We start from the raw sequence: 26575 nt of genomic DNA, 5'->3' as shown, positions 1-26575 counted from the left end.
CCTACGCGATTTTGCGCAAAATCTCGTATTCATTGCACTTAGGCTTGGACCTGTTCGGCAAATTCTTGATTCCAAGGTACTTACGTTCAAAGTATTGAATTAAAAGGCTTAAACGCAGATCCTTCGACTTCGCTCAAGATGACACTTTTTTGGGGTGCGCGCTTCTTCATCCAAATTGGCTGTTTCGGCTCCATCCGACCCCAAGCTCGGCGGACCTCAGCGGCTAAATCGCTTGGAGGTCTGAGCCGCTTGCGGCACGGCTGAGGCTGGATGGATCCAACCGTGCTGATGAGCCTATCTCTAGAATAGTCGATGGAGCGGGGTAGATCGGCACCCTATAAGCCATTTATTATGTTGCATTTAGGCGAGATGCAGGGTTGACAGGAAATCGATCAGGAGACACGGCCAAAGCGAGACGCGCATGGGGTCCGGGAAGCAGCCAGGGCCGTCATGAAAATATCGAGATTAAGTGGTTTAGTTTCAATTGCTTAGTAATGAGCGAATCGGCCTGGATACCTACCGGCTTCAGGTCTTTTCCCGCCCCTGAGCGTGATATACTTAAGTTAAACAGAATCCCGGCTGAAACCTGTCTAAAGTGCTTGATTGACGCGGCTTTTCGCGGATGAACAGGCAGGTTCGCCAGAGGATTTTTCACGAACTTAGATCAGGAGATCCATGGCATCTACGGCAATCCCCACCGGAGCGGAAGTTTTACAAGACGAAAAGACGACAGGCAGCGCGGAGCCCAAGGCTTCGGGAGGCTACTCTGCGGAGAACATTACGGTTCTCGAGGGTCTGGCTGCAGTTCGCAAGCGTCCCGCCATGTATATCGGCTCGACCGGAGAGCAGGGACTGCACCACCTGGTGTATGAGGTGGTGGACAACTCCGTCGACGAGGCTCTGGCCGGGCATGCGACTCGCATCGATGTGACGATCCATGTGGACAACTCCATCACCGTGACGGATGACGGCCGTGGCATTCCCGTGGACAACAAGACGGTAAACGGGAAGACGATGCCGGGCGTGCAGGTGGTCCTGACGATGCTGCACGCGGGAGGCAAGTTCGACGCCTCGAACTACAAGGTCTCCGGCGGTCTGCACGGGGTAGGCGTAAGCTGCGTGAACGCGCTGAGCGAAGAGTTTGACGTCGAGGTGTGGCGCGACGGCTATGCGTGGACCCAGGACTACTCCAAGGGCGATCCGATCAGCAAGCTGCGGCAGATGGGTCCGTCGAAGAAGCTGGGAACGAAGGTCCACTTCCTTCCCGACAAGTCGATCTTTACCGTGACCGAGTACAACTACGACACGCTGGCCCAGAGGCTGCGCGAGCTGGCCTTCCTGAACAAGGGCCTGGAGATTCACCTCACCGACGAGCGCACTACCGATACGAAGACCGGCGAGGCGAAGCACCAGGAGTTCAAGTACGTCGGCGGCATTGCGGAGTTCATCAAGCACCTGAACAAGGGCAAGCAGGTACTGCACGAGAAGCCGATCTACATGGAGGCCGAGCGCGACAACGTGGCCATGGAGATTGCGCTGCAGTACAACGACGCCTACTCCGAGACGATCTTTACGTTTGCGAACAACATCAACACGGTGGACGGCGGAACCCACCTGCAGGGCTTCCGGGCGGCGCTGACTCGCACGATCAACTGGGCCGGCCAGCAGATGGGCCTGTTCAAGGACGTGAAGGAGAACCTGAGCGGCGACGACGTGCGTGAAGGCCTCGTGGCCGTGATCAGCGTGAAGCTGTCGCAGCCGCAGTTCGAAGGCCAGACCAAGGGCAAACTGAACTCCGACATTGCAGGCACGGTGCAGGCGTTCATCAACGAGCGTCTGGGAGCCTTCCTGGAGCAGAATCCGCAGGTCGCCAAGAAGATCATCAACAAGGCCATCGACGCCGCACGTGCGCGTGAAGCCGCTCGAAAAGCCCGCGACCTTACGCGGCGCAAGGGCGCGCTGGACGGCGGTGGACTGCCAGGCAAGCTGGCTGACTGCTCGGAGCGCGAGCCGGATCGCTGCGAACTGTATCTCGTCGAGGGTGAGAGCGCAGGCGGAACCGCAAAGCAGGGACGCGACCGTAAGTTCCAGGCCATCCTCCCGCTGAAGGGTAAGATCCTCAACGTGGAGAAGGCCCGCTACGACAAGATGCTGGGGCACGAAGAAATCCGCGCGATGATCACAGCGCTCGGCTGCGGCATCGGCAAGGATGACTTCGACGTCTCCAAGCTGCGGTACGGCAAGCTGATCCTGATGACCGATGCCGACGTTGACGGATCGCACATCCGCACGCTGCTGCTGACGTTCTTCTTCCGCCATATGACGGAGCTGATCAAGCGGGGCCATGTGTATATCGCGCAGCCACCGCTGTACCGCATCAAGAAGGGCAAGTTCGAGCAGTACATCAAGGACGACCGCGAGTACGTCTCGGTGATGGTGAAGCGCGCCTCAGACGGGATGGTGATCCACTACGGCGATGGCGGAGCGAAGCTGGAGGGCGCGTCCCTGACCAAGTTTATGGGTCAGTTGAAGGACTATCTCGAGTTCTCGGACAAGTCGCAGAAGCGCCTGAGGAATGAAGAGGTGATGCGCGAGTTCGCCGACCTGTTTGCCAATGAGGGCAAGGAACCGGCCAAGCGCGCGGACTTCGAGTCGCCTGACAAGCTAAAGGTCATGAAGACGAAGCTGGAGGCCGTGGCGAAGGTTTACCAGTTCAAGCATGTGAGCGACGTGGAGTTCGACGAGGAGCACAAGATGTACTCGGTGAGCTTTACGGATTCCCAGGGCGCGGTTCGGACGATCGACTGGACACTGGCATCGGCTCCTGAGACGCGGCAGATGCTGGGCAAGCATGCACAGATCAAGGAACAGCTGACCGGGCCATATGTGATCGAGTATGCGGTGAAGGGCGCGAAGGGAGATGCGACGGAAGAGGCAGAAGAGGTCGCCTCGGAAGAGGGCGTAGCTGAGACGGCGGCCGCTCCCGGGACGGCGCTCGAGGCCAAGCCAGGCAAGCGTCCGGGCAAGGCCAGCCAGGATCCGGTGGAGAAGAAGACGGCACGCGAGGTCTTCGAATATGTAATCGAGCAGGGCCGAAAGGAGTACCAGGTACAGCGGTACAAGGGTCTTGGCGAGATGACGGCTCCGCAGCTGTGGGAGACGACGATGGATCCGGAGCGGCGTACGCTGCTGCAGGTGAAGCTCGAAGACATTGCCGCATGCGAGGAGATCTTTACCACGCTGATGGGCGAGGACGTCGAGAGCCGCAGGAAGTTCATCGAAGAGAACGCCCTGGATGTGAAGAACCTGGATATCTAAGGATCCATCGGATCATTCGATTCATCGATTGCTTAAGCAGAGCGGCCTCGCGATTCACTTCGCGAGGCCGCTCTGCTTTGTATCCATTTTCAGCCCTTGGGCTTGGGCGGGTACTTGGAGAACATCTTGGCCGCGGCCTTTTGAATCTTCTTGGCGTTCTTTTCGGGCTTGTCACTTACCGTGTCTGAGGCTGTACCGCGCCAGACGACTTTGTGAGTCTTGTTGTCGCCGAGGAGAACAACAATCTGTCCCACGGGGATGTTGGTTACGGTGGTGGTGCTCATTCCCCCCATGCCGCCATAGCGGTATCCTCCCCAACCTCCCCAGCCTCCCATGCCGGTTGTATTGAGTTGCGTCTCGTGTCCGGCAGCCGCGTGATAGCTGACAAGGAGATCGGCCGTCTCGGGGTCCGTGACTTTCTGGAGTCCCTTGGCTGCGAGTTGTTGATCGATGCTGCTGATGACACGCTCATCCATCAACTGGTTGGGCACGGGTGTGCCCTTCGTCCAGGCGTAGGTGTGATAGTTGGAGAAGTTAGCCGATTGATCAAAATCGGTTTGGACCTTCTGTCCCATGGCGCAGGTGGCAAGAAGAAATCCGACCGCCAGAGGAAGTGTTGAACGGAGGATGTTACGAAGTCGCATACGGCCCTTCCTTTCACTAGGTGTGGTGGGCCCGCGTTCGACTGCCCGAGTGGCGGAGGAACGACAGAACTGTATCACCTCCGGCGCAAGCGAGCCAGTTAAGTAAGAAGCGCGAGTGCAGGAGACGTGGGTTTCGCTGGCGCGGCCATGGGGGATGCAATAATTCCCGGATGAGCGAACAGTCTGGGGTGGATCGCAGAAGGTTTCTTGGTGTGTGCACGGCGCTGGGTCTGGGGCAGACGCTGCTGCCGGGCGTGTTGTGGGGGATGGCGGCACAGCAACAGAGCTCACAGCAAGCCAAAACCGAAGGTGCGGGAGTGGACCACGAGCATCTGGCGAAGATCACTCCCGAGATGATCGACGCGGCGGCGGCGATTGCGGCGGTGAAGCTGACGGATACGCAGAAGACGCAGGTGATCGAGGGTCTCAGGGAGCAGAGGGATTCGGTGCTGGTGATTCGCAGCATGAAGATCCCGAACAACGTTGCTCCAGCGTTTCTGTTTGATGCGGTTCCGGCAGGGATGAAGCTCGCCACGGAGCGCAGGCCGATGCGGATCAGTGAAGCTCCTGCGGTAGAGGGGCTGGTCAGCGGAGACGAAGATGCGCTGGCGTTCGCCACGGTGAGAGAGCTGGCGGAGCTGGTGAAGACGCGCAAGGTGAGCTCCGTGGCGCTGACGAAGATGTACCTAGAGAGACTGAAGAAGTACGATCCGCGGCTGCACTTTGTGATCACGCTGACGGAGGAGCGCGCGCTGCAGCAGGCTGCGGAGGCGGACAAGGAGATTGCCGCGGGGAGATATCGCGGGCCGCTGCATGGGATTCCCTGGGGAGCGAAGGACCTGCTGGCGGTGAAGGGATACAGGACGACATGGGGCGCGGCGGGGTTCGAGGAGCAGAGCTTCGACTATGACTCGACCGTGGTTGAGCGACTGGATGCTGCAGGTGCCGTGCTGGTCGCGAAGCTGACGATGGGAGCGCTGGCGCAGGGGGATCTGTGGTTTGGAGGAAGAACGCGGAATCCGTGGAATCCGAAGCAGGGCTCAAGTGGATCGTCTGCGGGGAGCGCGAGCGCGGTTTCGGCGGGATGTGTGGGATTTGCGATCGGGACGGAGACGCTTGGGTCGATCTCTTCACCTAGCACGCGGTGTGGTGTTACGGGGCTGAGGCCGACGTTCGGGCTTGTTCCGCGTACGGGAGCGATGACGCTGAGCTGGACGATGGACAAGATCGGGGCGATCTGCCGCGCGGTGGAGGATTGCGCGCTGGTGATGAGCGCGATCTATGGACCGGATGGGCATGACCGCACGGTGAAGGATGCGGCGTTCAACTGGGACGCGGAGTTTGACTGGAAGCAGCTGCGGGTGGGGTATCTGAAGAGCGAGTTTGAGGCTCCTGTGCTGGAGAAGAGCGCATCGGCGGAACGCAAGAGCGAGGTTGCGCGAGAGAGCTATGACCTGAAGTATGGCCAGGCGGCTCTGGAGGCGCTGCGCGGGATGGGTGTGACGCTGAGAGAGCTGAAGCTGCCGAAGGGCTATCACTACGGCGACATAACCCCGGTGCTGAGCGCGGAGGCGGCGGCGGCGTTCGACGAATTGACGCTGAGCGGGCGTGATGCTCTGCTGAATGGGCAGGAGAGCTTCGACTGGCCCAATGCGTTTCGGCGAGCGCGATTCTATTCGGCCGTGGACTATGTGCAGGCGCAGAGGGCGCGGACGCTGGCGATGGATGCGATGGCGAAGCTGTTCGACGAGGTGGATGTCGTAGTGACGCCGAGCGGCGGAGCGCAGCTTTCGGCGACGAACCTGACGGGGCATCCTGCGGTGATTGTGCCGAATGGTTTGCGAGGAGAGGATGCTCCGAAGCCGGAACACGAGGGCGATGGTGATCGTAAGAATGTGGGGGGGCCGGGAACGCCGGTGTCGCTGACGTTTCTTGGAGGGCTGTACTCGGATGCGCGGCTGGCGGCGTTTGCGCGGGCCTATCAGGATGCCACGGGATTTCACCGGCTGCATCCGAAGCTGGCGTAGCAGGATGTGAGAATAGGGCTATGAAGGGTTCGGCGTTGGTTGAGGCTCGCAATCTGGTGAAGGAGTACGGCGCGGGGGTGCGGGTGGTGGACGATGTCTCGTTCACGATCGCGCGCGGCGAGACGCTGGGGCTGGTGGGCGAATCTGGATCGGGCAAGAGCACGGTCGCGCGGATGCTGCTGCGGCTGGTCGAGCCGACTTCGGGTGAGGTGCAGTACGACGGGCGAAATTTGCTGACTGCCGGGGCGCGAGAGCTGCGAGGCCTGCGGCGAAAGATGCAGATCGTGTTCCAGGACCCTTATGCGGCACTGAATCCGAGGATGAGGGTACGGGAGATTCTGGCGGAGCCTTTTGCGATCCATGGAGAGCGCTGTGGCGGCACGCGACTCGAGGAGATGCTGAGGGAGGTGGGGCTCGAGGGTTCGGCGCTGGAGCGTTATCCGCATGAGTTCAGCGGAGGACAGCGCCAGAGGATCAACATAGCCCGGGCGCTGGCTCTGCGGCCGGAGTTCGTGGTGCTGGACGAGCCGGTGAGTGCGCTGGATGTGAGCGTGGGAGCGCAGGTGGTCAACCTGCTGCGGGATCTGCAGCGCAAATACGGGCTTACGTATCTGTTCATATCGCACTCGATGCCACTGGTGCGCTATCTCTGTGATCGAGTTGCCGTGATGCAGAAGGGGCGGCTGGTCGAGCTGGGCGAGTGCGAGCGGGTTTGCGAGGCTCCCGCCGAAGCGTATACGCGCGAACTGGTCGGAGCGACACCGGAGATCCGGATTTAGCGGCCCAGGGAGCGGCAGTCGATACAATGGAAGATGGATGCTTTCCTCTCTGATCCCGCACTGGCGCTATGCCTGGCTGGTCGCCGCCTCGTCGATTGCCGGGGTGATGAACGCGATGGCCGGTGGGGGATCGTTTCTCTCGTTCCCTGCCATGCTGGGTGTCGGTGTTTTGCCCATTCAGGCGAATGCCACGAATACGGTCGCGCTGTGGCCGGGACAGCTGACCTCGGTCGCAGCGCTGCATGGAGATATGCGGAAGGACCTGCTGCCGGTGATCTGCATCGCCTCGGCGATCGGAGGTGTGACCGGAGCGATGCTGCTGCTGCACACGCGCCAGCTGACTTTTCTGCACCTGATTCCCTGGCTGCTGCTGGGGGGTACGGTTTTGTTTGGCCTGAGCGGTCCGGTATCGCGCCGGATGCGGAGGCGGTCGGCGATACCGCATGCGGAGAGAAAGATCCCTTCCCTGCCAGTCTTTCTGGCGCTGCTGCCGATCTGCTTTTATATCGGCTACTTCGGAGCCGGAGGAGGCTTTCTGATTATGACGGTACTGGCACTGTTCGGAGTGGAGGAGATGCACACCCTGAACTCTCTGAAGGTGCTGGCTGCGTGCCTCTCGAACCTTTCAGCCGTGCTGACGTTCGTGATGAGCGGAGCGATTGTGTGGAAGTATTGCGTGGTCTCCATGCTGTTTGCCGGAGCGGGAGGCTATGTGGGAGCGCAGTATGCGCGACGAATGAATCCGGGCGTTCTGCGTGCGATTGTAGTGGTGACGGGATGCGTGGTGGCTTCGTACTTCTTTTGGAAGAACGGATGGTGAGGCCGGGGCACGGATGCTGTGGAACAGATTGAGCTGAAGAAGGAAGTGGAAGTATGAGTCATGAAGGAATCAGATTCGTAAGCGCGGATCAGGCGGCGAAAGAGGCCACCATGGAGAAGCGGCTGCCGTTGGAAGCAGTTACTCCGGCCAAGGTCCGAATCCACAAGACCGAAGGAACGGGAGTGGAGATCGACTGGAAGGACGGACACAGGAGCACATGGAATTTCGTGTGGCTGAGAAACGCCTGCCCCTGCGCTACGTGCCATGAGGATCGCGAGCAGAGTGGACGCAAGCCGGGAGAGGCAAAGCCGAAACCGCAGAGCCTGCTGCCGATGTATGAGGCCCCTGCACGACCTCTGGAGATTACTCCCGTAGGCAAGTACGCGGTGAAGTTTAAATGGAGCGATGGGCACGAGAGCGGGATCTACTCCTGGGAGTATCTGCGGCGCGTATGCCAGTGCGGGACGTGCACCGGCACGACCTGATCCTCGGCAGGGTGTCCCGAAGATTGCGAAAGGTGTTTGTGTTGAGCACCGGAGCATTGGAGGCAGGGGAGCAAAATACAGGGATCCTTCGCGTTGCTCAGGATGACGGCTGTTACGACTACGCTGTGGCGAAGGACGGCTCTATAAGGACTCAGCCTGACAAAGATGGGGTGACGGCTTTCGAGGACTGCGCCCTGACAAAGATCGGGAGAAGGGTGTTCTGATGACTACCCTGAAGAAGGGATTCGTCAGGCAGTCAACAGAAGGTTGCAGAGCTCGCCGACATCCGCCACGACGCGAAGATTTTCGCGAGCGTAGGGCTTGAGAACCCCCTGTTCGACGCAGTGATCCAGAAAAGCCAACAGCTTGTCGTAGAAGCCATCGATGTTGATGAGGATGGTGGGCTTCTGGTGCAGACGCAGCGACTGCCAGGTGAGCACCTCGAACATCTCCTCAAGCGTGCCGAAGCCGCCGGGCAGCACGAGGAATGCGTCTGCCATCTCTCCCATCATGGCCTTGCGGGTATGCATGTTGGTGGCGATGTGCAGCTCGGTAAGGCCGCGGTGAGCGATCTCGAGATCGACAAGAACCTCGGGGATGACCCCGACAACCCTTCCGCCGTGGAGCAGAGAAGATTCAGCGACTGCCTGCATGAGGCCGACGTTGGCTCCTCCGTAGATGATGCCTATCTTTTGTTGTGCGAGAACTCGTCCCAGCTCAATCGCAGCCTCGCGATAGGCAGGATTTACGCCAAAGGAAGAGGCGCAGAAGACTGCGGCGTTGCGGATCACAATTTAAGGATAGCAGTTGGATGAGAAGGCGATGTGAATAGAGCGCGGTCCTTGAGGCGAGGTCCTTACAAAGACGCCGCCTCAAAGACCGAAGGTGGAACCTGATATTTCGCGTTTACTTGATGTGAATGGTTGCGCCATTCAGCGAATTATTGGCTTCGGCGATCAAAGAACCGGCTTTTCGGGTCGAGGTATCGGTGGTCGAGACGATACGGGTTCCAGGGGTAAGGCTTACCGTGACAGGCTTCCCTGCTTCGAGTTTGATGACATCCTCGCCGGCCTTCACTTCCATGGGCGAGCTACTGTCATTCATGAAGGTGACCTTGACCATCTTCGACTTGCCGAACATCGCCAGAACAGGCGAACTCACGCTGGTTGCCGCATACACGGCAGGCGATGCGAGCAGAGAAGAGGCGACGATCACAGTTGCGGCGACATATTTACGGTAGTTCATTTCAGCTCCCGGATTTTGACGTTTACGAACGATGAGCCTGCTGCCATGGTTCAGCAAACTCTTCGTATGTCATTACGCATTGGACTCAAAGAAGTTCCCGAAGATTTGGTGAAGTGACCAAGCGCATGGAAACGGTGACGGACTGCCGGTGCAAGGTGTGAATGTCTCGTGAAGGTTAAAATTAGAAGTGGAGCGTGTACCCGATTGAGTCGCCTTTTAGAAAATATGAATCCTCAGCAACAGGAGGGGATTCGCACGGTGGATGGGCCGGTGCTGTTGCTTGCAGGTGCGGGAAGCGGCAAGACGAGAGTGGTCACGCACCGGATCGCCTACCTGATTGAAGAGCGCGGTGTGTCTGCGGATGCAATTCTTGCGGTGACCTTCACCAACAAGGCCGCGAAGGAGATGGGCGAGCGTGTCGACAAGATTCTTGGACACAGCTCACTGGCGAAGCCGACGATTGCGACGTTCCACAGCTTCTGCGTTCGAGTGCTGCGGCGCGATATTGAAGCTCTGCGCGTGAACGGTGTTGGTCTGACAAAGAGCTTTGCGATCTACGACGAGCAGGACCAGCAGGCGGTGGTGAAGACCGCATTGAAGAGACTGGGTATTGACGACAAGAGCCTGAAGCCGCGGGTTGCGCTGGGAAGAATCAGCTGGGCGAAGAACCACATGATCGACCCGCAGGAATACTTTCTCGCTTCAACCAATCCGATGGAAGAGAAGATCGCACACATCTTCGAGATCTATCGCAAGGAGCTGGCCAAGGCGAATGCGCTGGACTTCGACGATCTGCTGCTGGAGACGGTGCGATTGCTGAAGACCTCCTCCGAGGTTCGCGATCGCTATAACCGGCGGTATCGCTACGTGATGATCGACGAGTACCAGGATACGAATCGTCCGCAGTACGAGTTGATGAAGCTGCTGGCTGGTTCGGAGAAGAATATCTGCGTGGTCGGCGATGAAGATCAGTCCATCTACAGCTGGCGCGGCGCGGACATTAAAAACATTCTGGACTTCGAGAAGGACTTCCCGAACGTCAAGACGATTCGACTGGAGCAAAACTATCGCTCGACCCAGGTGATTCTGGAGGGAGCGAGCGCGGTGGTAGCCCAGAACACGCAGCGCAAGGGCAAAAACCTGTGGACCTCGCGTGAGGGCGGATCGCTGATTGGGTACTACGAGGCGCCCGACGGAGAGAACGAGGCGTTATTTATTGCAGACCGGATTCAGCGATATCTGCGCGAAGCGGGCCAGCAGGAGGATCAGCCGCGATGCGCCGTTCTTTATCGAACGAATTCGCAGTCGCGACTGGTAGAAGAAGCACTCCGTCGCTACCAGATCCAGTACCACATGGTAGGCGGCTTCAGCTTCTATGACCGGGCCGAGGTGAAGGACCTGCTTAGCTATCTGAAGCTGGTGCAGAACCCGCACGATTCGATTGCACTGCAGCGCGTGGTGAACTCTCCGGCTCGCGGTATCGGCAAGACGACGATGGAGACTCTGGAGCGCATGGCGCTGACAGCCGGACTGAGCACGTGGGACGCGATAGCCCGGGCGATGGAGGATCGGCTGCTGCCGCAGCGAACGCTGAATGCGCTGGAGGGATTTCGCCGACTGATCGAAGATGCTCGCGCGATGCTGGGAGCTGAGTTTGCCGAGAAGCTGACCTCGGATGTAGCCGGGGATGTGGCGGGAGATCTACCTGCGGATGCAGCCGGCGGGACAGAGAGCGACACATCGTTCGACGTTTCGGAGTTTGGTGGCGTGCCGGAGGAAGTTACAGGCGAAGTCTCCGACGGTGAGAACGAGGATACTGAAGAGTTCGACACCAGCTTCAACTTCGCATTCGATTTTGGGCCGAGCCAGGAGATCTCCACGATTGCGGCCGAGAACACGCAGGATTCCGATGAGCAGCACGGAATCGATTCGACGAGCTTCAATCCGTTTGGGACAACGGCTTCGAAGGTAAACCGCAGCGAGAGACCTCTCGTCTCGGCGAGAGATCGGCGCGAAGGGATTGCGCTTGCAGCTTCGGGATCGGGCGGTGAGGGATCGGGTGAGGGATCGGAACGACCGGCATTTCGTACGGCGGGCGGGAAGGCTACTCTGCCGGAGCTGATCAAGTTTTTGAACGATCGCAGTGGATACATCCGGGCCCTGGAGGACGAGGGTACGCCCGAGAGTTTTTCGCGCATTGAAAACCTGAAAGAACTGGCGAATGCGGCCCAGGATGCGGAGGAGCGCGGGGAGACGCTGAACGAATTTCTGGATCATGCGGCGCTGGCGAGCGATGCGGACCAGTATTCTGCCGAGGCCAGGGTGACTTTGATGACGCTGCATGCCGCCAAGGGGCTGGAGTTCCCCCTGGTGTTCCTGACGGGAATGGAGGAGGGACTCTTTCCCAACGCACGGACCATGATGGATCCGACGGGGATGGAGGAGGAGAGGCGTCTGTGCTATGTGGGCATGACGCGCGCGATGGATACGCTAGTGATGACGAGAGCGCGGCATCGGCGAAGGTACGGGAACGATATGCCGGATGCGACGGTCGCCTCACGATTTCTGGAAGAAGTTCCGTCGCGCCTGGTGGAAGATCTCGGAAGTCCCCCGGCGCGACCGCAGTTTGGCGGAGATTACAGCCGGCTTTACTCGACGCCGTATCCCAAGGGAAACCGCTCGGGACGGGGTGAGCAGGATGCCGGCGAGCGGCACTGGAGCTATGAGGACGAGGACCAGAGCGGCGGCGGGGCAGCAGGAGCAGGTGCTGCAAGGACCGCCGGAAGTCGCGCGATATCGGGGGGCTCCGGATCGCTGGACAACATTGCGAGCTTCTTTTCCGGACGGGGACAGAAGCCGGGTGTGAAGCCGGGGCGTCCGAAGATCGACCTTCCCGCTCCTACCGGAAAGACCGGGCTGCAGCAGGGAGCGCGGGTGCGACATCCCAAATACGGCGAAGGAACGGTGTTTCGTCGTGAGGGAGACGGGGATGACGCGAAGATTACAGTACAATTTCAACAGCATGGCGTAAAGAAGCTGGTGGAGAAGTTTGCCCAGCTGGAGCGCCTCTAAGTTTCCCTGGGAAACCACTTTTTTAGAGAGAGATTGGCAAGAGACTGATGGCAAATACAAAGAGCATTACGGACAAAGTAGAACGCAAGAAGGTAAAGCGCGTTGCGCGTAAGAAGGCTGCACCGAAGGCCAAGCGCACGACCCCCCGCGGCTCAAACAAGGCCAAGGTTCGCAAGCTGTCACGCGGCCAGTCGAAGCGTTAGTTCGATTTCCACGAGGCCTTCCGGCCTGACATGCGGCATCTGCTATGTCGCTTGGGGCCGGAAGGTAGCTCCTCCCCGACGAGTTTTTCGCTGTAAGGTGTACTCGGGTGAGTCCGGGACGACTCTACCGGACAATTCTTGTGAGGAGCAGGGCTCTGGCCAGGCAAATCTTTCAAACCAAATCGATCGACAAGCTGATCTCAGAATCGGAGCGGCCCGAGCATGCTCTGAAGAAGTCGCTGGGGCCGGTGAGCCTGACGGCGCTCGGAATCGGAGCGGTGATCGGATCGGGCATCTTTACGGTTATCGGAACGGCGATTGGAGGAAATCCTGCCTCCGAAGTGAAGCTGTCGGATTCTCCTGTGATCGACCTGATCGTCGGTCTGCTGCACCACACAAGCGGTGCCGTTGCAGGCAGGCCGGGAGCAGGACCTGCACTGGCAGTTTCGCTTGTCCTGGTTGCGATTGTCTGCGCACTGACCGGACTCTGCTATGCGGAGCTGGCGAGCATGATTCCGATCGCAGGATCGGCCTACACGTATACCTACGCTACCCTGGGTGAACTGGTCGCATGGATCATCGGGTGGGACCTCATCCTGGAGTACGCCTTCAGCAACATGAGCGTAAGCGTGGGTTTCGCTGCTCATGTCGTAGATCTGCTGGATTGGCTGGGCCTGAAGATCTCGCCGAAGTGGCTCTCCCCCGCGTATCTGCCACTTGGGCTGCAAGACCTGAACGGACATGACATCTATCGTCCGGGCTGGCATGCGGGATTCAACATTCCTGCGTTCCTGATCGTGCTGCTGTTGACGGTGGTGCTGGTTCGCGGGATTCGCGAGTCGGCACGCACGAACAACATCATGGTGCTGGTGAAGATCATGGCGATCCTGGTCTTCGTGTTCTTCGGATTGAGCTTTATTCATCCCAGCAACTATGTGCCGTTTTCGCCAAATGGCTGGAGCGGGGTTCTGGCTGGCGGGTCCATCATCTTTTTCACCTATATCGGCTTCGATTCGGTCTCAACGGCGAGCGAAGAGTGCAAGTGTCCGCAGAAGGATGTTCCGATAGGGATTCTGGCGACACTGGTGATCTGCTCTATCCTCTACATCGGCGTGGCCGTTGTGCTTACAGGCATGGTGCCGTGGCGAAGCGTGGCAGGGGATGCGGCGCCTGTGGTGAATGCGCTGAAGCGTGTCTCCATGACGGCCGGCGGGCACAGTTTGCACTGGGTAAGGCTGGCCGTCCTTCTGGGCGCGATCGTGGGGATGATCTCCTCCATCCTCGTCTTTCAGCTTGGGCAGGCCCGGGTATGGTTCGCCATGTCTCGCGACGGGCTACTGCCTTCCGCGTTCAGCAAGGTGCATCCGCGATTCAGAACTCCTGCCTTTGCGACCTGGATCGCAGGCTTCCTGGTGGCGATTCCTGCCGGGCTCTTCGATGTGGGTACGTTTGCAGAGATGTCGAACATTGGAACCCTGTTCGCATTTGTACTGGTTTCGATTGGAGTTCTTGTGCTGCGATCACGCCAGCCGGAACGACACCGCGGCTTCAGGGTTCCGCTGGGTCCGGTAATCCCGGTGCTCAGCGTGGCTTTCTGCATTCTGCTGATGGCTGGACTTCCGGTAAAGACCTGGATGCGTTTCTTCATCTGGCTGCTGGTAGGACTTGTCGTGTATGTCTTCTACAGCCGTAAACGGAGTGAGTTTTACTCTCCTGAAGCCTAAGATAGAGAGATGGCTCGAAGGCTGGCAAGACGAGATACAGAGATAGACATTGTGGAATGGCTGCGGGGCCTGCCGAAAGCGGAACTACACCTGCACCTTGAGGGCACGGTAAAGCCGGAGACCCTGGTAGAGCTGAGCCGGAGGCATGATGACAAGCCTCTTACGCTCGAGCAAGCGCGGAACCTTTACCAGTATGAAAACTTCCTTGGCTTTCTCATGTCGTTCAAGGCCGTGACCGAACGTCTGAAAGGCCCGGACGACTACGAACTGATTACCTACAACATGATTCGTGAACTCGCCAGCCAAGGCGTGGTTCACGCCGAGGTGTACATCTCGTTCGGGATCATTTTCTTCATCAAGCAGACTGATGTGGAACCATATGTCGAAGCGATCGAACGTGGACGCAGGCGCGGGGAAAAAGATTTTGGAACGACGGTTCTGTGGATTATCGATGCGGTCAGGCACTTTGGCGTGGACGAGGGTGCTCGCGTCTTCCGTAAGGCGGCAGAACTGAGAGATCAGTATCCGAGTATTGTGGGGATCGGAATCGGCGGCGACGAGGCTCGCGGCCCCGCAGAGCAGTTTCGCGATCTTTACCGCGAGGCCAAAGCAGCCGGGCTACGACTCACCGCGCATGCGGGAGAATCTGTCGGTCCCGAGAGTATCTGGTCCGCTATCAATATAGGCGCTGAACGGATTGGGCACGCTCTCGCAGCTCAGCATGACCCCGAACTGCTGGAGGTGCTGGCGCAGAAGCAGATTCCATTAGAGATCAACATCACCAGCAATGTGAAGACGGGCTGCTGCAAGGGATTCGACGAACATCCGGTTAAGGAATACTTCGAATCGGGGCTGATGATTACGCTGAACTCGGATGATCCGCCGATGTTTGGAAGCGATCTGCTGAGTGAGTATGTACTGGCCCAGCAGACGTACGGCTTTACGATGGAGCAGATGCGCGAGCTTGCGGCGAACGCTGTAGAAGCGAGCTTCCTCGATCCCACAAGGAAGCTCGGCCTTCTGAAGCGAGTGGAACAGTACATTTGAAGCGGAAGAGGTGATGGTCACGCTGCCGATTCTGCCAGCTGACGATGCAACTCTTCCAGCTTTGTGGCATAGGGAACGCATATCAGGCTGATGCCGCATTTGCGAAAGACGGGATTGATCTCCGGACCGGTCCAGCTGTTATAGATCGCACTCTGCTGGCTAAGGATCAGCATATTGGCGCCGCTGCGGCGGAGCAGCTGGGGCAGCTCGCGCGATACTCTTCCCTGCGCGACATGAATCTCAATCTTGCAGTCGAAGTCGTAGGTGCAGACGATGTCGTTGAGCCAGGCGCTCGCCGTCTCCTGACCCATAGGAGCCGATGACAGCAGTGGCTTGAGCATCGAGCCCTCGTTGATCTCGTCCACGATGTGGAGAAGATGAAGTGTGCTGCCGGTCTCCGATGCGTAGTTCGCCGCCTGCTGGAGATGGGATACGCCCTCCTCCGGATCGCCAAGCCAGACCCCGATGTGACGATTCGAACTGGGAGCAGTCTCGCTCACGTTGGCTCTGCCAAGGGTCCAGATGGGAACGGAGAGCCGTTTGATAAGGCGCGCCCGCAGTGAGCGATGCCATGGGCGCGGCAGCCCGGTCAGATCGCTGGGAGGAAGCATCAGCAGGATGTTGGGATGACGTTCGCAGTAAGAGGCGATCCCTTCGCAGGGATCGTCACTTATCAGGACCCTGTCGCAGTGCTGGTAGTTGTCTGCTTCAGCGAAGAAAGACCGGAGAAGCGTATCAGCCTCTCGATAGAGGGTCTTAGCCGGATTGTAGACATGAAGCAGCGTCAGCTTTGCGTCCAGAGTCTCCACCCACTGGGCAACGGTTGGAATAACAGCATGACTGGAGTCGGAGAAATCTGTGGCGAACACGATCTCGGTAGATCTTTGAAACATAACGCCCCTTTCTTGAAGCAGAGTTTCTAAAACACGAACCCGTCGACCGGCATGACATCACCTACTGGTCGCGGCCTGCGATACTTCGCGCCGCCATGCCAACCGCGTTCGCGATCCATCTCTTCCATCTGCTCGCGAAGATTAAGTTCGATCGTGCGCGACAGAGCGGTCATCGGGGTGTCGTGGATGGTGTTCTCGAATGGGTTCGAAATCTCTCGGCTCATCAGGTCCGCGGCGATGAAGGTGAAGCTGATAAGAACGCTTGCGATCGGCGTGAGCAGACCCAGGTCTTCTACGAGGCCCAGGGGAAGAAGCCAGCAAAAGGCGTTTACGAGAACTCTTGGCAGATAATCGAACTGACGAGGCAGAGGCGTATTTTTGATGCGCTCGCAGGCTCCCTGAATATTCGTAAGAACGGTCAGGTTTTCATTGATGGCTGCCCAACGATAGCTGTCGAGCATGCCTTCGTTACGGGCCTGCCGGAGCAGGCTTCCCATGCGAAGCACAAGACCGGCGGGCAGATTCTTATAGACGCTGAGCCCACGCGCAGTGCTCTCTCCAAGCAGCGTTCGGACCTCAGGCAGTGCAGTTTGCCTACGCAGATGGCATCGCAGTGCATGGGTGAAGGTGATTTGATGCAACACGAGCGTGTTCCTGAGGGGGACACGATGCGGATCTTCCGTCTCATCGTCCAGCATGGTGAGGAACTGCACGGTGAGAGCACGAGAGGTATTCACCAACTGGCCCCAAAGCTGGCGAGCCTCCCACCAACGCCCGTAAGCCGCGTTGGTGCGAAAGGCGAGGAAGATGGTCAACGCAGATGCCAGCGGAGCAATCGGCAGTCCGTTCAGAGAGATCCACCTGTGATGGAAGATGGAGTAGACGGCAGCGACGGTGCAGTCAAAGATCAGCAGAACCAGCAGTCGCTTCCATGCCTGTGGCCAGATTCTTTTGAGGGGTAGTTTGTCTCGAACAATCATGTGATCAGTTCCCTATGCGGATTAGACCGCGAGAACGGGTTCGATGCGTCCTATCTTCCAGATGCTCTTTGGTCTCATCGAGAGATTGAATCGACCTATCTTTCGGACATGGGTCGGTCCTTCTTTCGGTCTTTCGGCGTCTAATAGAAGACGTGAACACCTTCTACAGGCGTTTTGTCCGAATGCGGGCGGGCGACGGAGGTCGCGGTCAGATCTTTCTGATTGCAGCAAGCCTTGTCGTCCTTCTCGTACTGCTCGAGTGGTACTTCGACTTCGACTTCTCACTGGGGATTCTTTACATCTTTCCCGTGATGATCGCAGCGACCATTCTCATGCGATGGCAGATAGTTCTGGCGGCAGCATTCTGCGCGTACACCCGAGGTCTGTTTACCGCAGACGAGACACACCTGGAGCATGTGCTGCGTTTCTGCATGGCCACCATTGCCTACTCCGGATGCGGTCTATGGATCTACCAGATCGCGGACTCCCGGCGCGTTGTTCTGAAACACTACTCGCGCCTTCGTTATGAACAACGCATGCGACGCCGAGCCCAGGAGCAGCTACGGTTGCTGGCGGAGAGCAGCCCTGCCGCAATCCTGACGATGAACTCCACAGGAACTATCCTGGCGGCGAACCGAGCGGCTGAGAACATGCTGCAGCCCAGCGATGTACTGCAAGGTCAGGAGATTCAAAACTACGTGGGCCTGTTCCACGATGCCCTGCAGCTGCCGTCCGGCATGGGCGACATACGAACCTCGGCTAACGCATGGGCACGTCGCGGAGACGGAACACTGCTTCCGATCACCTCGTGGTTCTCAATCTATGGCGAGGGGTCATCAAGGCATCTGGCTGCCATCATGGTCGATACGTCCAATGAAGTACGCGAGCGAGAACACGCACAGTATGAACAGATCGTCAGCCACGATCGCATTTTGGCGAGCGCCGTGTCGCATGAGATTCGGAATCTTTGCTCGGCGATCTTCGTCGTGGCTTCCAACATGGAGAGGAGCAGTGCAATCGCGGAAGACCCTGACTTTGTCGCCCTGAAGAATCTTGCGGCAGGGCTTCGTGACCTTGCCTCGATCGACCTGCGCAACAAGACGAGGCTGCGAGTGTCTTCGGTTCGGTTACAGGAGCTTGCAGAAGAGTTGAGGGTCATCATCGGACAGGATTGGGCAGATATCTCCGGAGAGTTCGAGTGGCACGTCCCGCGAGATCTTCCACCAGTGCGGGCGAACCATCAGGGCCTGATCCAGACGCTTCTCAATCTATCGCAAAATTCACTTCGTGCCGTCCATGATGCGCCCCAGCCACGCTTTACCATCGACACCTCACTTCAGAACGGAAAGATCACTCTGCGCGTATCCGATAACGGATCCGGCATTCGAAACACGCAACATCTCTTTCAGCCGTTTCGTCCAGAGTCGGACGGCTCCGGGCTTGGCCTCTATGTCTCCCGCGCGCTGGTGGAGAGCTTCAGCGGAGAACTTCGTTTCGATCCAACGGCGACGGGATGTTGTTTTGTAATCACGCTGCTGCTCGCGGATAATGAAGGTCAGGCCATATCGCATCCGCAGGAGAGAGTAGAGCAGGAGCAGGCATGAATTCGACGACCGACGCTATCCGCATCTACCTGCTCGATGATCACAGGCTGTTTCGCGAAGGGCTGCGGCGCCTGCTGGATTCCGATGAGCGCTTCATTATCGCGGGTCAGAGCGGCGATTCTGCGCAAGCCGTGGCCGAGCTGCAGACGACCTCAGTAGACGTGCTGGTGCTGGACTACGACCTCGGCAAAGAGAATGCTTTGGCTCTGCTGGAACCTTTGCGAGCGATGAACTTTTCGGGCAAGACACTTATCGTCACGGCCGGTCTTCCGGACAAGGATGCTCTCGCTCTTATCAAGGGTGGAATCTCCGGGATTTTTCACAAGCAGGAGTCGCCGGAAGATCTGCAGCGCGCCATCGTAGAGGTAGCACAAGGACGCGTTCTGATCGATCAGCAGTACCTGCAGTCTGTCGTCGCCGCCGTACAGCCGCAGTCTTCGCTACGATTTACGGAGAGAGAGCGAATTACGTTGCGGTATCTGCTGCAGGGCCTGGCAAATAAAGAGATTGCCAGTAATCTCAACATCTCTGAGAGTGCGGTTAAAGCGACGCTGCAGCAACTCTTTTCGAAGACCGGCGTACGCACGCGCTCGCAGCTGGTCCTGCTGGCGATAGAGAAATACAGAGACCAGCTCTGATCCGCTATGGTGTTGGACGCGGCGCGAAGTAGCCCTTGCTTGCACGCACCTTATAGCGTGGATCGAGAGCCTGGAGATAAATCGTCCTGAAGGAGCCGTCCTGCTTGAAGTCCGCGGGCCGGTACACGAGAGAGTACTGGCTTCGCAGCTCTTCCTGGATGTTGCGGAAACCAACGGCAACGTCTTCGATCTTGGTCGGGAAGAACGCCATCCCACCGGTTGCCTCGGAGATGGCGCGCAGAACATCGTCGCCCTTGTCCTTGCTGGGGCTGACGTTGGTGCTGATGGTGTACACGATCGTCTCGGAACGCTGACACATCTTGATAGCGTCAGACTGCTGTGCGCGGCTGTAGTTATCGTCGCCGTCAGATACTACGATGAGGGCGCGGCGCACGGCCCCCTGTTCCTGGAGCGTCAGCATCTGATCGCGGCAGGTCCGGTAGAGAGCGTCGTAAAGCGCAGTACCACCGCCGGGACGCAGCTTGCGGATTCCCTGGTTGAGGAGGTCAATATTGTTGGTGAAGCCCTGCGCCATGTCGCTCTCGATATCGAATCCCTGCACGAAGGCGCGGTCGTTGCGGTGCAGGATCTGGAGAAGGAATTCGATGGCAGAGTCCTGCTCGAACTGGAAGCGCTGGCGGATGGAGCTCGAAGTATCGAGCATGATTCCGACGCGGAGGGGAAGGTTTGTCTGCTGGCTGAAGCGAAGAACAGCGACCGGCGGCCTGCCATCGTCCAGGAGCCCGAAGTTTTCGCGCTTCAGACCCGTGATAAAACGACCTTTTTTGTCAGTCACGGTGAAGATGAGATTGACTTCGTTTACCTGGACCTTGATGGTCGTAATGGGTTCGTCGTTAGGTGATGGTTGGTTGGCCGCGCCGGGAGTAGGCGCAGGCTGGCCCTGCTGGGCAGGAGCGGACTGACCGGCAGAAGGCTGAGTGACCGTAGGAGATGCCGTCTGCGCGGGCTGCTGTGTCCCGGGTGCCGGAGCCGTCTGTGCGGGCACAGGCTTCTGGCTGGTGGCCGGACTCGGAGCAGAGGGAAGGCTGTCGGGCGAGGTAGAAGGCGCCTGGGCGCGAGCAGACGGGACCCAAGCGAAAGCAGCAGAGAGGGAGAGAGCGGCTAGAAAGCGCAGGGTGCGATTCATTCTTATCGGTACGGTCACTTTGATCATTTTACTCAAATGGCCGCTAATCGACGCGAAGTGCAGCCAAAAGCTTCTCTAACTCGGATGGTAACGGAGATTCAAGCGTCATCGTCTTCCGTGTGGTGGGATGCTCGAAGACTAATCTGGCGGCGTGCAGAAAGTTACGTTCTAGGGAAAGCGTCTCGGGTGGCTTGCCGATGTGGTGAGGAGCGCCATACAAAGTATCCCCGACCACCGGATGACCAAGAGCCTGTAGATGGACGCGAATCTGGTGTGTGCGACCGGTCTCGATGCGAACTTCAGCCAACGTGAACGAACCATACCGCTCGGAGGTGATCCGCTCAAGAACTTTGACGTGCGAGACAGCAGGACGAACTCCTTCGCTGTCTACGGAACGGCGGGTGGTCATGCGGGTGCGCCGGACCAGATCGCGGCCAATCGGCAGGTTTACGGTGGTGTTATCGCGCGAGATGGTCCCATGGACCAGAGCAAGGTAAGTCTTCTCCAGTTGGCGGCCAGCAAACATCTCGCTGAGTTTTCGGTGGGTACTGTCGTCTTTGGCTACGACGATGATGCCGCTGGTCTGCTTGTCGAGGCGATGGACGATCCCCGGGCGAAGCTCGCCGCCGACGTGGGAGAGCTTATTGAAGTGATGCAGGAGTGCGTTGACCAGAGTTCCGTGATTGCGTTCGTCGGCCTCCGCTCCTGGAGCGGCAACGCCGGCACCGGCATGCACCATCATCCCGGCCGGTTTATCGATCACAGCGAGGGAGTCATCTTCATAAAGGATGGTGAGCGGAATGTCTTCCGGAAAGGCATGGAGCGGCGGTGGATGGGGAGTGCCTTCGATCTCGACCGTTTCCCCGCCCTGTAGTTTGATACTGGCCTTGGCTGGCTGGCCGTTGACCTGCACCTGTCCGTGCTCGATGAGGAGTTGAACGCGAGAACGGCTGATGTCCGGGATGGCCTGAGCGAGGTACTGGTCGAGACGCAGACCCGATGCCTCAGACGGGACTGTGACGGAACGGACGTGATTCTCTGCGTCATCCTCAACTTCAAGCAGAGGAATTGCGGCAGGTGCGGGGGGTTCGACACCGCGCGTGGCGCGATATTCCGGTTTGACGGTTCGGCGTCGCTGCCCCTTGGGCAGCATGTTCTTAGACGGCATGAGAGACCAACCTCCGCGGCCACTGCCAGAGAACAGCCGCAGTGACGATCATACCGAGTGCGAGCCACTGGATGGGGTCGAGCAGGCGGCCCAGCGTGTCGTCGTAGTACGCGGGTTCACGCAGAAAGCTGAGCAGAAATTGCACCAGGCCGCTTGCGGCAAGTCCAAGTGCGGCGGTATCGCCTTCGCGATGCCGGAGAGAGAGATGCTTCAGCAGGAGGACAGTCAGCGCAGCAGCAGCGATCGCCACATAGATAGCAACCGGTTGGAGCTTAAGCGAACTCGACGGAAGCGCGACCGCCCAGGGAAGGCGACTCGGCAGGCCGGGATCGCTGCCTTCCGCGAAGTGCCCGAGGGAAAGGAAAATCCAGGCCAGCGTCGCGCACGGAGTCCAGGCATCGAGGGAGTTAAGGATGTCAATGCTGCGTGTACGAAGGTAGATCGCGGTGGCGACAGCCGTTAATCCCAGCCCAAGAGGCGTAAGCGAGGGGACCATCAGCAGCAGAATGGGAAACGCCAAAAAGGTGTGCAGATTCTCGAGTACCAGAAGCAGCCGCGATAGCACGAAGGCAGCAATCAGGGCGAACAGGCCAGCGTTCCAGAGTCGATCAGGGCTGACACCAGCGAGGGCAGCGGTACGAAGGCTGAGCGAGAGTGCCGATATAAGTCCGACAGCGGCCAGCAGGCCGTAGGTAGGAAGGGTCAGGAAGCCGATGTGAAGAAGACTGGGATGCACGAAAGACGGGAGTACAGGAGACAGGAACTACAAGAAAACCGACCCGCTGGGCCGTGCACTGATGCGCTGGTGAACCCGTCCTAAGACGGCGGGACCCTGCCGTGGTTCTTTAGGCATTCCGGACTGGCGGACGTTGCACACCGAACCATGTATACGAGCCAGGCCCCTGTTCAATGAATGTTGGTTCAACCAGCGTGGATCGCGCACCTGCTTTGCAGGCCGGTCTCTTGAGTTGGATGCTACCTGCGAGGAGACGGCTTTGCAAGTTGACAGGAAAGTCATCGCAGGAGTACCGAGATCTACGAACTACAGGAGAAAGCCATTCGCTGAACGGAACCTGCGGGTGCGGTCAGCGTCTTTCTCCTCGCACGAGAGCCCGCATGTTCCGACCTGCTTCCGTGTTGAGGGCCTCCAGGCCTTCGGCGACCGCCACTTGTGTGGCAGCACTCTGGTTCTGGCTAACCTTCCACTTCCCTTCCAAGCGCTCTACCTTCAACTCGAGCCCTACGATGCCCCGGGCGTTGGATGCGATGAAGTCCGCTGGAGCATCGGAGACGCTCCAGGGTCTCGGTTGTGTGGCCTCATGGATGCCGGTGAGAGTGTTGAGGTGGGTGAGGAGCCAGTCAGGATCTTCGACGATTTTGAGGGGGCCATAGGCGTGGACAACGGCGTAGTTCCAAGTGGGGACCACCTTGCCGGTCTCAGCCTTCTCGGGGTACCAAGAGGGCGTGATGTAGTGGTGAGGTCCTGAGAAGATGGCCAGCGCATCGATCTCGGGGGAGAACTCCTTCCACTGACGATTCGCCCGAGCCAGATGTCCGCGAAGAATGGCGTGCTCGTCATCTGTGCGGTGAAGGACGAGCGGAAGATGAGTGGCGAAGAGACCGGAGGAGGTCATGGTGATGAGAGACGCAAGCGGCTGGGATCGCATTAGCCGGTCCAGAACATCCGTACGCTTCTCTTCATTGTGCTTTGGGATGTACATGCTTCCTCTTTTTGAGCAACAGTTTCTCCTACAGACCTGGATTTCCATGCGCCGCGCTTGATCTCAGCGTGACTAGAGGAGCCCGGTCGGGAGTCCGTCGATGCTACGAGTATTCTTCTGCAGGCGGTATTCGTCGAGGGCGGCTTCTCCCCTGACGGCGGCCCATCGGAGGAGCTGGTCGCGTTCGCTGACATAGTCGTAGAAGGGGACGTTCATGCCGCAGGATGTCTGGACAGAATCGACCGTGAGATGGATGATCTGGCGGGCTCCGGGTGGCTCGACGTTGTTGTAGTGGGAGGCCAGAAGGGTGTTGTACTCCGGCCTGTGGCGGGGTAGAACGCGTCCATGGCCGTAGAGCCGGAGGATAAGGGGGGAACCTTCAAAAGCGCAGAACATGAGGGTGAGGCGGCCATCCGCGATGAGATGGGCGGCGGTCTCGTTTCCACTGCCGGTGAGGTCAAGGTAGACGACCGTATTGGCATCGAGCACACGGAGTGAGGCTACGTCGCGAGGAGAGAGGTTGACACGCCCGCCGGCGGCAGCGGAGGCGTTGAAGAAAATGTGCTGGCGCTCAATAAACTCTCGGTGTTCCGGAGCGATGGAGCTGAACTGTTTCCCCATAAGCATAGTTTAGCCCTGCTTCGGAGGCTGCGACCCGCTGCAAAGTTTCGATAGTCGGCCACAAAAGAGTGGCGTATGCTCGTGGGACACAAGGGCCAGAGGACACACCCATGCGATTTTCGCGAGAGGAGACGGAATAGCATGCGATGGCTTCTGCACTGGATTTTGAACGCGGCCGTACTTCTTCTGGTATCTCACCTCGTCGAAGGGTTTCAGGTGAGCGGGTTTCTCTCGGCGTTATTTGCGGTGGTTATCATCGGATTCTTCAATGCGACGCTAGGGCTGCTGTTGAAGTTCATCACTCTCCCCCTTGGAATCCTCACCTTCGGCCTGTTCTTTCTTGTGATCAATGCGATCGTTCTCTGGTTTTCGAGCAAATTTGTTCCTGGATTTGCGGTGACAAGTTTTCGGGCGGCCTTTCTCGGCGCGCTCGCACTGGCCCTCGTCCAGATCCTGATCGGTATCCTGGGTAGCGATCGTAGATCGTCGTAACAGGTGGGCATGCGGTGGGGCTGAGTCACATCAAGGTCTCTGAGAGAGGTACCCATGGCGTTTCTTGTCAGACATCCAAGACTCTTATTCCTGATTTCCTTCCTCGGGCTCTGGATTGCAGCGCGGGTTGGGGAGCATCTCAGACACAGGTACGGACTGGATGAAGACAGCCGAACTGATTTCGGCATTGTCGAGGGTGCCACCCTGACGCTGCTCGGCCTAATCATCGGATTCAGTTTTTCGATGGCAATCGCACGCTACGATCAGCGCAAGGTCTACGAGGAGGCGGAGGCCAATGCCATTGGAACCGAATATTCCCGAGCCGATCTTCTGCCTGAAGCGGACAGCTCCCGAGCCAAAGAGCTCCTTCGGAGATACACGGAGAAGCGGATCGCGTTCTACGAGACACGAAGCGAGACGGCACTACAGAAGATTGGCGAAGAGACGACGGCACTCCAAAATGAGCTTTGGCGGAGCGTTTCACGTCCGGCGATGGCTCAGCCGAATGTTCTTACAGCGCTCGCGGCAGGAGGGATGAACAATGTGATCGACTCAGCGGGCTACACGGAGGCAGCCTGGTTGAACCGAATTCCAGAGGCCGCATGGGCCATGCTCTTCTCCGTCGCCATTGTGTCCAACATACTGGTCGGATATGGAGCAAAAAAGATGCAGGGGAAGCTGTTTGTGGTGCTTCCACTGCTGATTGCAATTTCGTTTTTTTTGATTGCCGATATCGATAGCCCGCACTGGGGCGTCATTCTTGTGCATCCCGAGAATTTGGTGAGCCTTCAAAAAAATCTACGCTGAGTCCCACTCCAACGATCAGGCAAACTGCTCAAGGAAACGCATATCTCCGGAGTAGAACTGGCCGATGTCGGAGACGCCGTGGAGCATCATAGCGATGCGTTCGACGCCCATGCCGAAGGCGAAGCCGGAGATCTTCTCAGGATTGTAGGCGTCGTCAGCGGGATCGATCTTGCGCCGTTCTTCCGTAACCGAGGCGAAGACTGCGGGATCAACCATGCCGCACCCCAGAAGCTCGATCCAACCCGAGTGCTTACACTTGCGGCATCCCGAACCACCGCAGAAGATGCAGGAGATCTGCACATCAGCCGAGGGCTCGGTGAAGGGGAAGAAGCTGGGGAAGAAGCGCGTCTTCACCGCCGAGCCGAAGAGCGCCTTCATGGCGTGGTCGAGCGTTCCCTTCAGATCAGAGAAGGTGATGTTGGTATCAACGCAGAGCCCTTCGATCTGATGGAAGATGGGCGAGTGGGTGGCGTCGGCAGCATCGTTGCGGTGCACCTTGCCGGGGATAACGATGCGGATGGGAGGTACCTGCGCGATCATGGTGCGAATCTGCACGGGCGAGGTGTGGGTGCGCATCAGGAGACGATCCCGCGAAGGACGCGACTGCTGGCCGGCGATCTGGAGGGTGTCCTGAGTGTCGCGGGCGGGATGGTTCGGGGGGAAGTTGAGCGCCTCGAAGTTGTAGAAGTCGCTCTCAACCTGTGGGCCGAGATTGGTCGAGTAACCGAGGTGATGAAAGACCCGGACCACCTCATGCATGGTACCGAGCAAAGGGTGAGCGATTCCCGGCTTGCGGACCAGTCCGGGCAACGAGATGTCGATTCCGCCGGAGGCAGTCGCCTGTTCGGGCACCGGCCTGCGCTCAAGGGCCTGCTCGATCTCCTGCTTGAGCTGATTGAAGCGTATCCCGAGTGGCTTGCGCGACTCGGGTGGGGCCGCTTTGAGCCATGCCTCGGAGATGAGCTTGAGGCGTCCTTGTTTACGGCCGAGCCAGTAGAGACGGAAGTTCTCCTGCGCCTCAGGAGTTGTCAGCGCGGCGGTCTGTTGGCGAACCTCGTCGCCGAGAAGAGCGAAGGCGGCATCGAGCGAGGTCTGGTCGTAGCTGTTCAGCTGAGGAATCGTGTCGGTCATGGGTCAAAT

The 26575-nt window shown here is 58.6% G+C and carries 24 protein-coding genes and 1 other RNA gene; 13 read left to right on the top strand and 12 right to left on the bottom strand.

The window, feature by feature from the left end; all coding sequences use genetic code 11:
* Positions 1 to 675: 675 nt before the first annotated feature.
* On the top strand, positions 676 to 3318 hold the full coding sequence (gene gyrB / locus JAO29_RS04815; RefSeq protein ID WP_334267049.1) for a DNA topoisomerase (ATP-hydrolyzing) subunit B: 2643 nt from the start codon (positions 676 to 678) through the stop codon (positions 3316 to 3318).
* An 89-nt stretch (positions 3319 to 3407) separates the two neighbouring features.
* On the opposite strand, the gene JAO29_RS04810 is transcribed toward gyrB, so the two are convergent.
* A complete protein-coding gene (locus JAO29_RS04810) occupies positions 3408 to 3962 on the bottom strand; it encodes a DUF4136 domain-containing protein (RefSeq protein WP_334267048.1) in 555 nt (184 codons plus the stop codon).
* A gap of 170 nt (positions 3963 to 4132) precedes the next feature.
* On the opposite strand from JAO29_RS04810, the gene JAO29_RS04805 reads away from it, so the two are divergent.
* The 4 genes from JAO29_RS04805 to JAO29_RS04790 are packed head-to-tail and all read left to right on the top strand — an operon-like array spanning position 4133 to position 8073.
* Complete coding sequence (locus JAO29_RS04805) at positions 4133 to 5989, top strand: amidase (protein ID WP_334267047.1); 1857 nt, start codon at positions 4133 to 4135, stop codon at positions 5987 to 5989.
* A 20-nt stretch (positions 5990 to 6009) separates the two neighbouring features.
* The gene (locus JAO29_RS04800; RefSeq protein WP_334267046.1) at positions 6010 to 6768 is read left to right on the top strand and encodes an ATP-binding cassette domain-containing protein; all 759 of its coding nucleotides are present in this window, start codon (positions 6010 to 6012) and stop codon (positions 6766 to 6768) included.
* A 37-nt stretch (positions 6769 to 6805) separates the two neighbouring features.
* Positions 6806 to 7588: a sulfite exporter TauE/SafE family protein gene (locus JAO29_RS04795; RefSeq protein WP_334267045.1), complete on the top strand. Its 783-nt coding sequence runs from the start codon at positions 6806 to 6808 to the stop codon at positions 7586 to 7588.
* A gap of 53 nt (positions 7589 to 7641) precedes the next feature.
* Positions 7642 to 8073, top strand: coding sequence for a DUF971 domain-containing protein (locus tag JAO29_RS04790; protein ID WP_334267044.1), 432 nt, complete (start codon positions 7642 to 7644; stop codon positions 8071 to 8073).
* A 248-nt stretch (positions 8074 to 8321) separates the two neighbouring features.
* Here JAO29_RS04790 and JAO29_RS04785 read toward each other — a convergent pair whose 3' ends face one another.
* Together JAO29_RS04785 and JAO29_RS04780 are read right to left on the bottom strand one after the other, a co-directional pair.
* Complete coding sequence (locus JAO29_RS04785; protein ID WP_334267043.1) at positions 8322 to 8864, bottom strand: TIGR00730 family Rossman fold protein; 543 nt, start codon at positions 8862 to 8864, stop codon at positions 8322 to 8324.
* Positions 8865 to 8979: 115 nt separating this feature from the next.
* Complete coding sequence (locus JAO29_RS04780; protein WP_334267042.1) at positions 8980 to 9318, bottom strand: hypothetical protein; 339 nt, start codon at positions 9316 to 9318, stop codon at positions 8980 to 8982.
* 225 nt (positions 9319 to 9543) lie between these two features.
* On the opposite strand from JAO29_RS04780, the gene JAO29_RS04775 reads away from it, so the two are divergent.
* The 4 genes from JAO29_RS04775 (at position 9544) to add (ending at position 15364) form a co-directional block, all read left to right on the top strand.
* Positions 9544 to 12390 carry an ATP-dependent helicase gene (locus JAO29_RS04775; protein ID WP_334267041.1) on the top strand — a complete coding sequence of 949 codons (2847 nt, stop codon included), beginning with the start codon at positions 9544 to 9546 and terminating at the stop codon, positions 12388 to 12390.
* A 47-nt stretch (positions 12391 to 12437) separates the two neighbouring features.
* Positions 12438 to 12593: a hypothetical protein gene (locus JAO29_RS04770; protein WP_334267040.1), complete on the top strand. Its 156-nt coding sequence runs from the start codon at positions 12438 to 12440 to the stop codon at positions 12591 to 12593.
* A gap of 140 nt (positions 12594 to 12733) precedes the next feature.
* Positions 12734 to 14317, top strand: coding sequence for an amino acid permease (locus tag JAO29_RS04765; protein WP_334267039.1), 1584 nt, complete (start codon positions 12734 to 12736; stop codon positions 14315 to 14317).
* A 9-nt stretch (positions 14318 to 14326) separates the two neighbouring features.
* The gene (gene add, locus JAO29_RS04760) at positions 14327 to 15364 is read left to right on the top strand and encodes an adenosine deaminase (protein ID WP_334267038.1); all 1038 of its coding nucleotides are present in this window, start codon (positions 14327 to 14329) and stop codon (positions 15362 to 15364) included.
* Positions 15365 to 15381: 17 nt separating this feature from the next.
* Here add and JAO29_RS04755 read toward each other — a convergent pair whose 3' ends face one another.
* Together JAO29_RS04755 and JAO29_RS04750 are read right to left on the bottom strand one after the other, a co-directional pair.
* Complete coding sequence (locus tag JAO29_RS04755; protein WP_334267037.1) at positions 15382 to 16257, bottom strand: universal stress protein; 876 nt, start codon at positions 16255 to 16257, stop codon at positions 15382 to 15384.
* Positions 16258 to 16283: 26 nt separating this feature from the next.
* Positions 16284 to 17237: a bestrophin family protein gene (locus JAO29_RS04750; RefSeq protein WP_334267036.1), complete on the bottom strand. Its 954-nt coding sequence runs from the start codon at positions 17235 to 17237 to the stop codon at positions 16284 to 16286.
* A gap of 152 nt (positions 17238 to 17389) precedes the next feature.
* On the opposite strand from JAO29_RS04750, the gene JAO29_RS04745 reads away from it, so the two are divergent.
* Complete coding sequence (locus JAO29_RS04745; protein WP_334267035.1) at positions 17390 to 18841, top strand: sensor histidine kinase; 1452 nt, start codon at positions 17390 to 17392, stop codon at positions 18839 to 18841.
* On the top strand, positions 18838 to 19479 hold the full coding sequence (locus tag JAO29_RS04740; RefSeq protein WP_334267034.1) for a response regulator transcription factor: 642 nt from the start codon (positions 18838 to 18840) through the stop codon (positions 19477 to 19479). Before JAO29_RS04745 ends, JAO29_RS04740 begins: the two co-directional genes overlap by 4 nt.
* 4 nt (positions 19480 to 19483) lie before the next feature.
* Here JAO29_RS04740 and JAO29_RS04735 read toward each other — a convergent pair whose 3' ends face one another.
* The 6 genes from JAO29_RS04735 to JAO29_RS04715 all read right to left on the bottom strand — a co-directional run bounded on the left by JAO29_RS04735 (position 19484) and on the right by JAO29_RS04715 (position 24142).
* Positions 19484 to 20626: a VWA domain-containing protein gene (locus tag JAO29_RS04735; protein WP_334267033.1), complete on the bottom strand. Its 1143-nt coding sequence runs from the start codon at positions 20624 to 20626 to the stop codon at positions 19484 to 19486.
* A gap of 43 nt (positions 20627 to 20669) precedes the next feature.
* Positions 20670 to 21794 (bottom strand): RluA family pseudouridine synthase, encoded by a 1125-nt coding sequence (locus JAO29_RS04730; RefSeq protein WP_334267032.1) that lies wholly within the window; start codon positions 21792 to 21794, stop codon positions 20670 to 20672.
* On the bottom strand, positions 21784 to 22530 hold the full coding sequence (locus JAO29_RS04725; protein WP_334267031.1) for a prolipoprotein diacylglyceryl transferase: 747 nt from the start codon (positions 22528 to 22530) through the stop codon (positions 21784 to 21786). The genes JAO29_RS04730 and JAO29_RS04725 overlap by 11 nt, the downstream gene beginning before the upstream one ends.
* A gap of 36 nt (positions 22531 to 22566) precedes the next feature.
* Positions 22567 to 22754, bottom strand: a non-coding RNA gene (gene ssrS / locus JAO29_RS23420) — 6S RNA.
* Positions 22755 to 22879: 125 nt separating this feature from the next.
* On the bottom strand, positions 22880 to 23515 hold the full coding sequence (locus JAO29_RS04720) for an FMN-binding negative transcriptional regulator (RefSeq protein WP_334267030.1): 636 nt from the start codon (positions 23513 to 23515) through the stop codon (positions 22880 to 22882).
* A gap of 72 nt (positions 23516 to 23587) precedes the next feature.
* Complete coding sequence (locus JAO29_RS04715) at positions 23588 to 24142, bottom strand: pyridoxamine 5'-phosphate oxidase family protein (protein WP_334267029.1); 555 nt, start codon at positions 24140 to 24142, stop codon at positions 23588 to 23590.
* Positions 24143 to 24277: 135 nt separating this feature from the next.
* Between JAO29_RS04715 and JAO29_RS04710 the strand changes: the two genes are divergently transcribed.
* Together JAO29_RS04710 and JAO29_RS04705 are read left to right on the top strand one after the other, a co-directional pair.
* Positions 24278 to 24628, top strand: a complete 351-nt coding sequence (locus JAO29_RS04710; protein ID WP_334267028.1) for a phage holin family protein — start codon at positions 24278 to 24280, stop codon at positions 24626 to 24628.
* Between the two features lie 54 nt (positions 24629 to 24682).
* A complete protein-coding gene (locus JAO29_RS04705) occupies positions 24683 to 25435 on the top strand; it encodes a bestrophin-like domain (RefSeq protein WP_334267027.1) in 753 nt (250 codons plus the stop codon).
* A 15-nt stretch (positions 25436 to 25450) separates the two neighbouring features.
* On the opposite strand, the gene pheS is transcribed toward JAO29_RS04705, so the two are convergent.
* Positions 25451 to 26566 (bottom strand): phenylalanine--tRNA ligase subunit alpha, encoded by a 1116-nt coding sequence (gene pheS, locus JAO29_RS04700; RefSeq protein WP_334267026.1) that lies wholly within the window; start codon positions 26564 to 26566, stop codon positions 25451 to 25453.
* Between the last annotated feature and the right edge of the window lie 9 nt (positions 26567 to 26575).

The sequence above is a fragment of the Edaphobacter sp. HDX4 genome (assembly GCF_036877565.1).
In the GTDB taxonomy this organism is placed as follows: Bacteria; Acidobacteriota; Terriglobia; order Terriglobales; family Acidobacteriaceae; genus Edaphobacter.
This window is presented reverse-complemented; position numbering and strand designations above follow the sequence as displayed.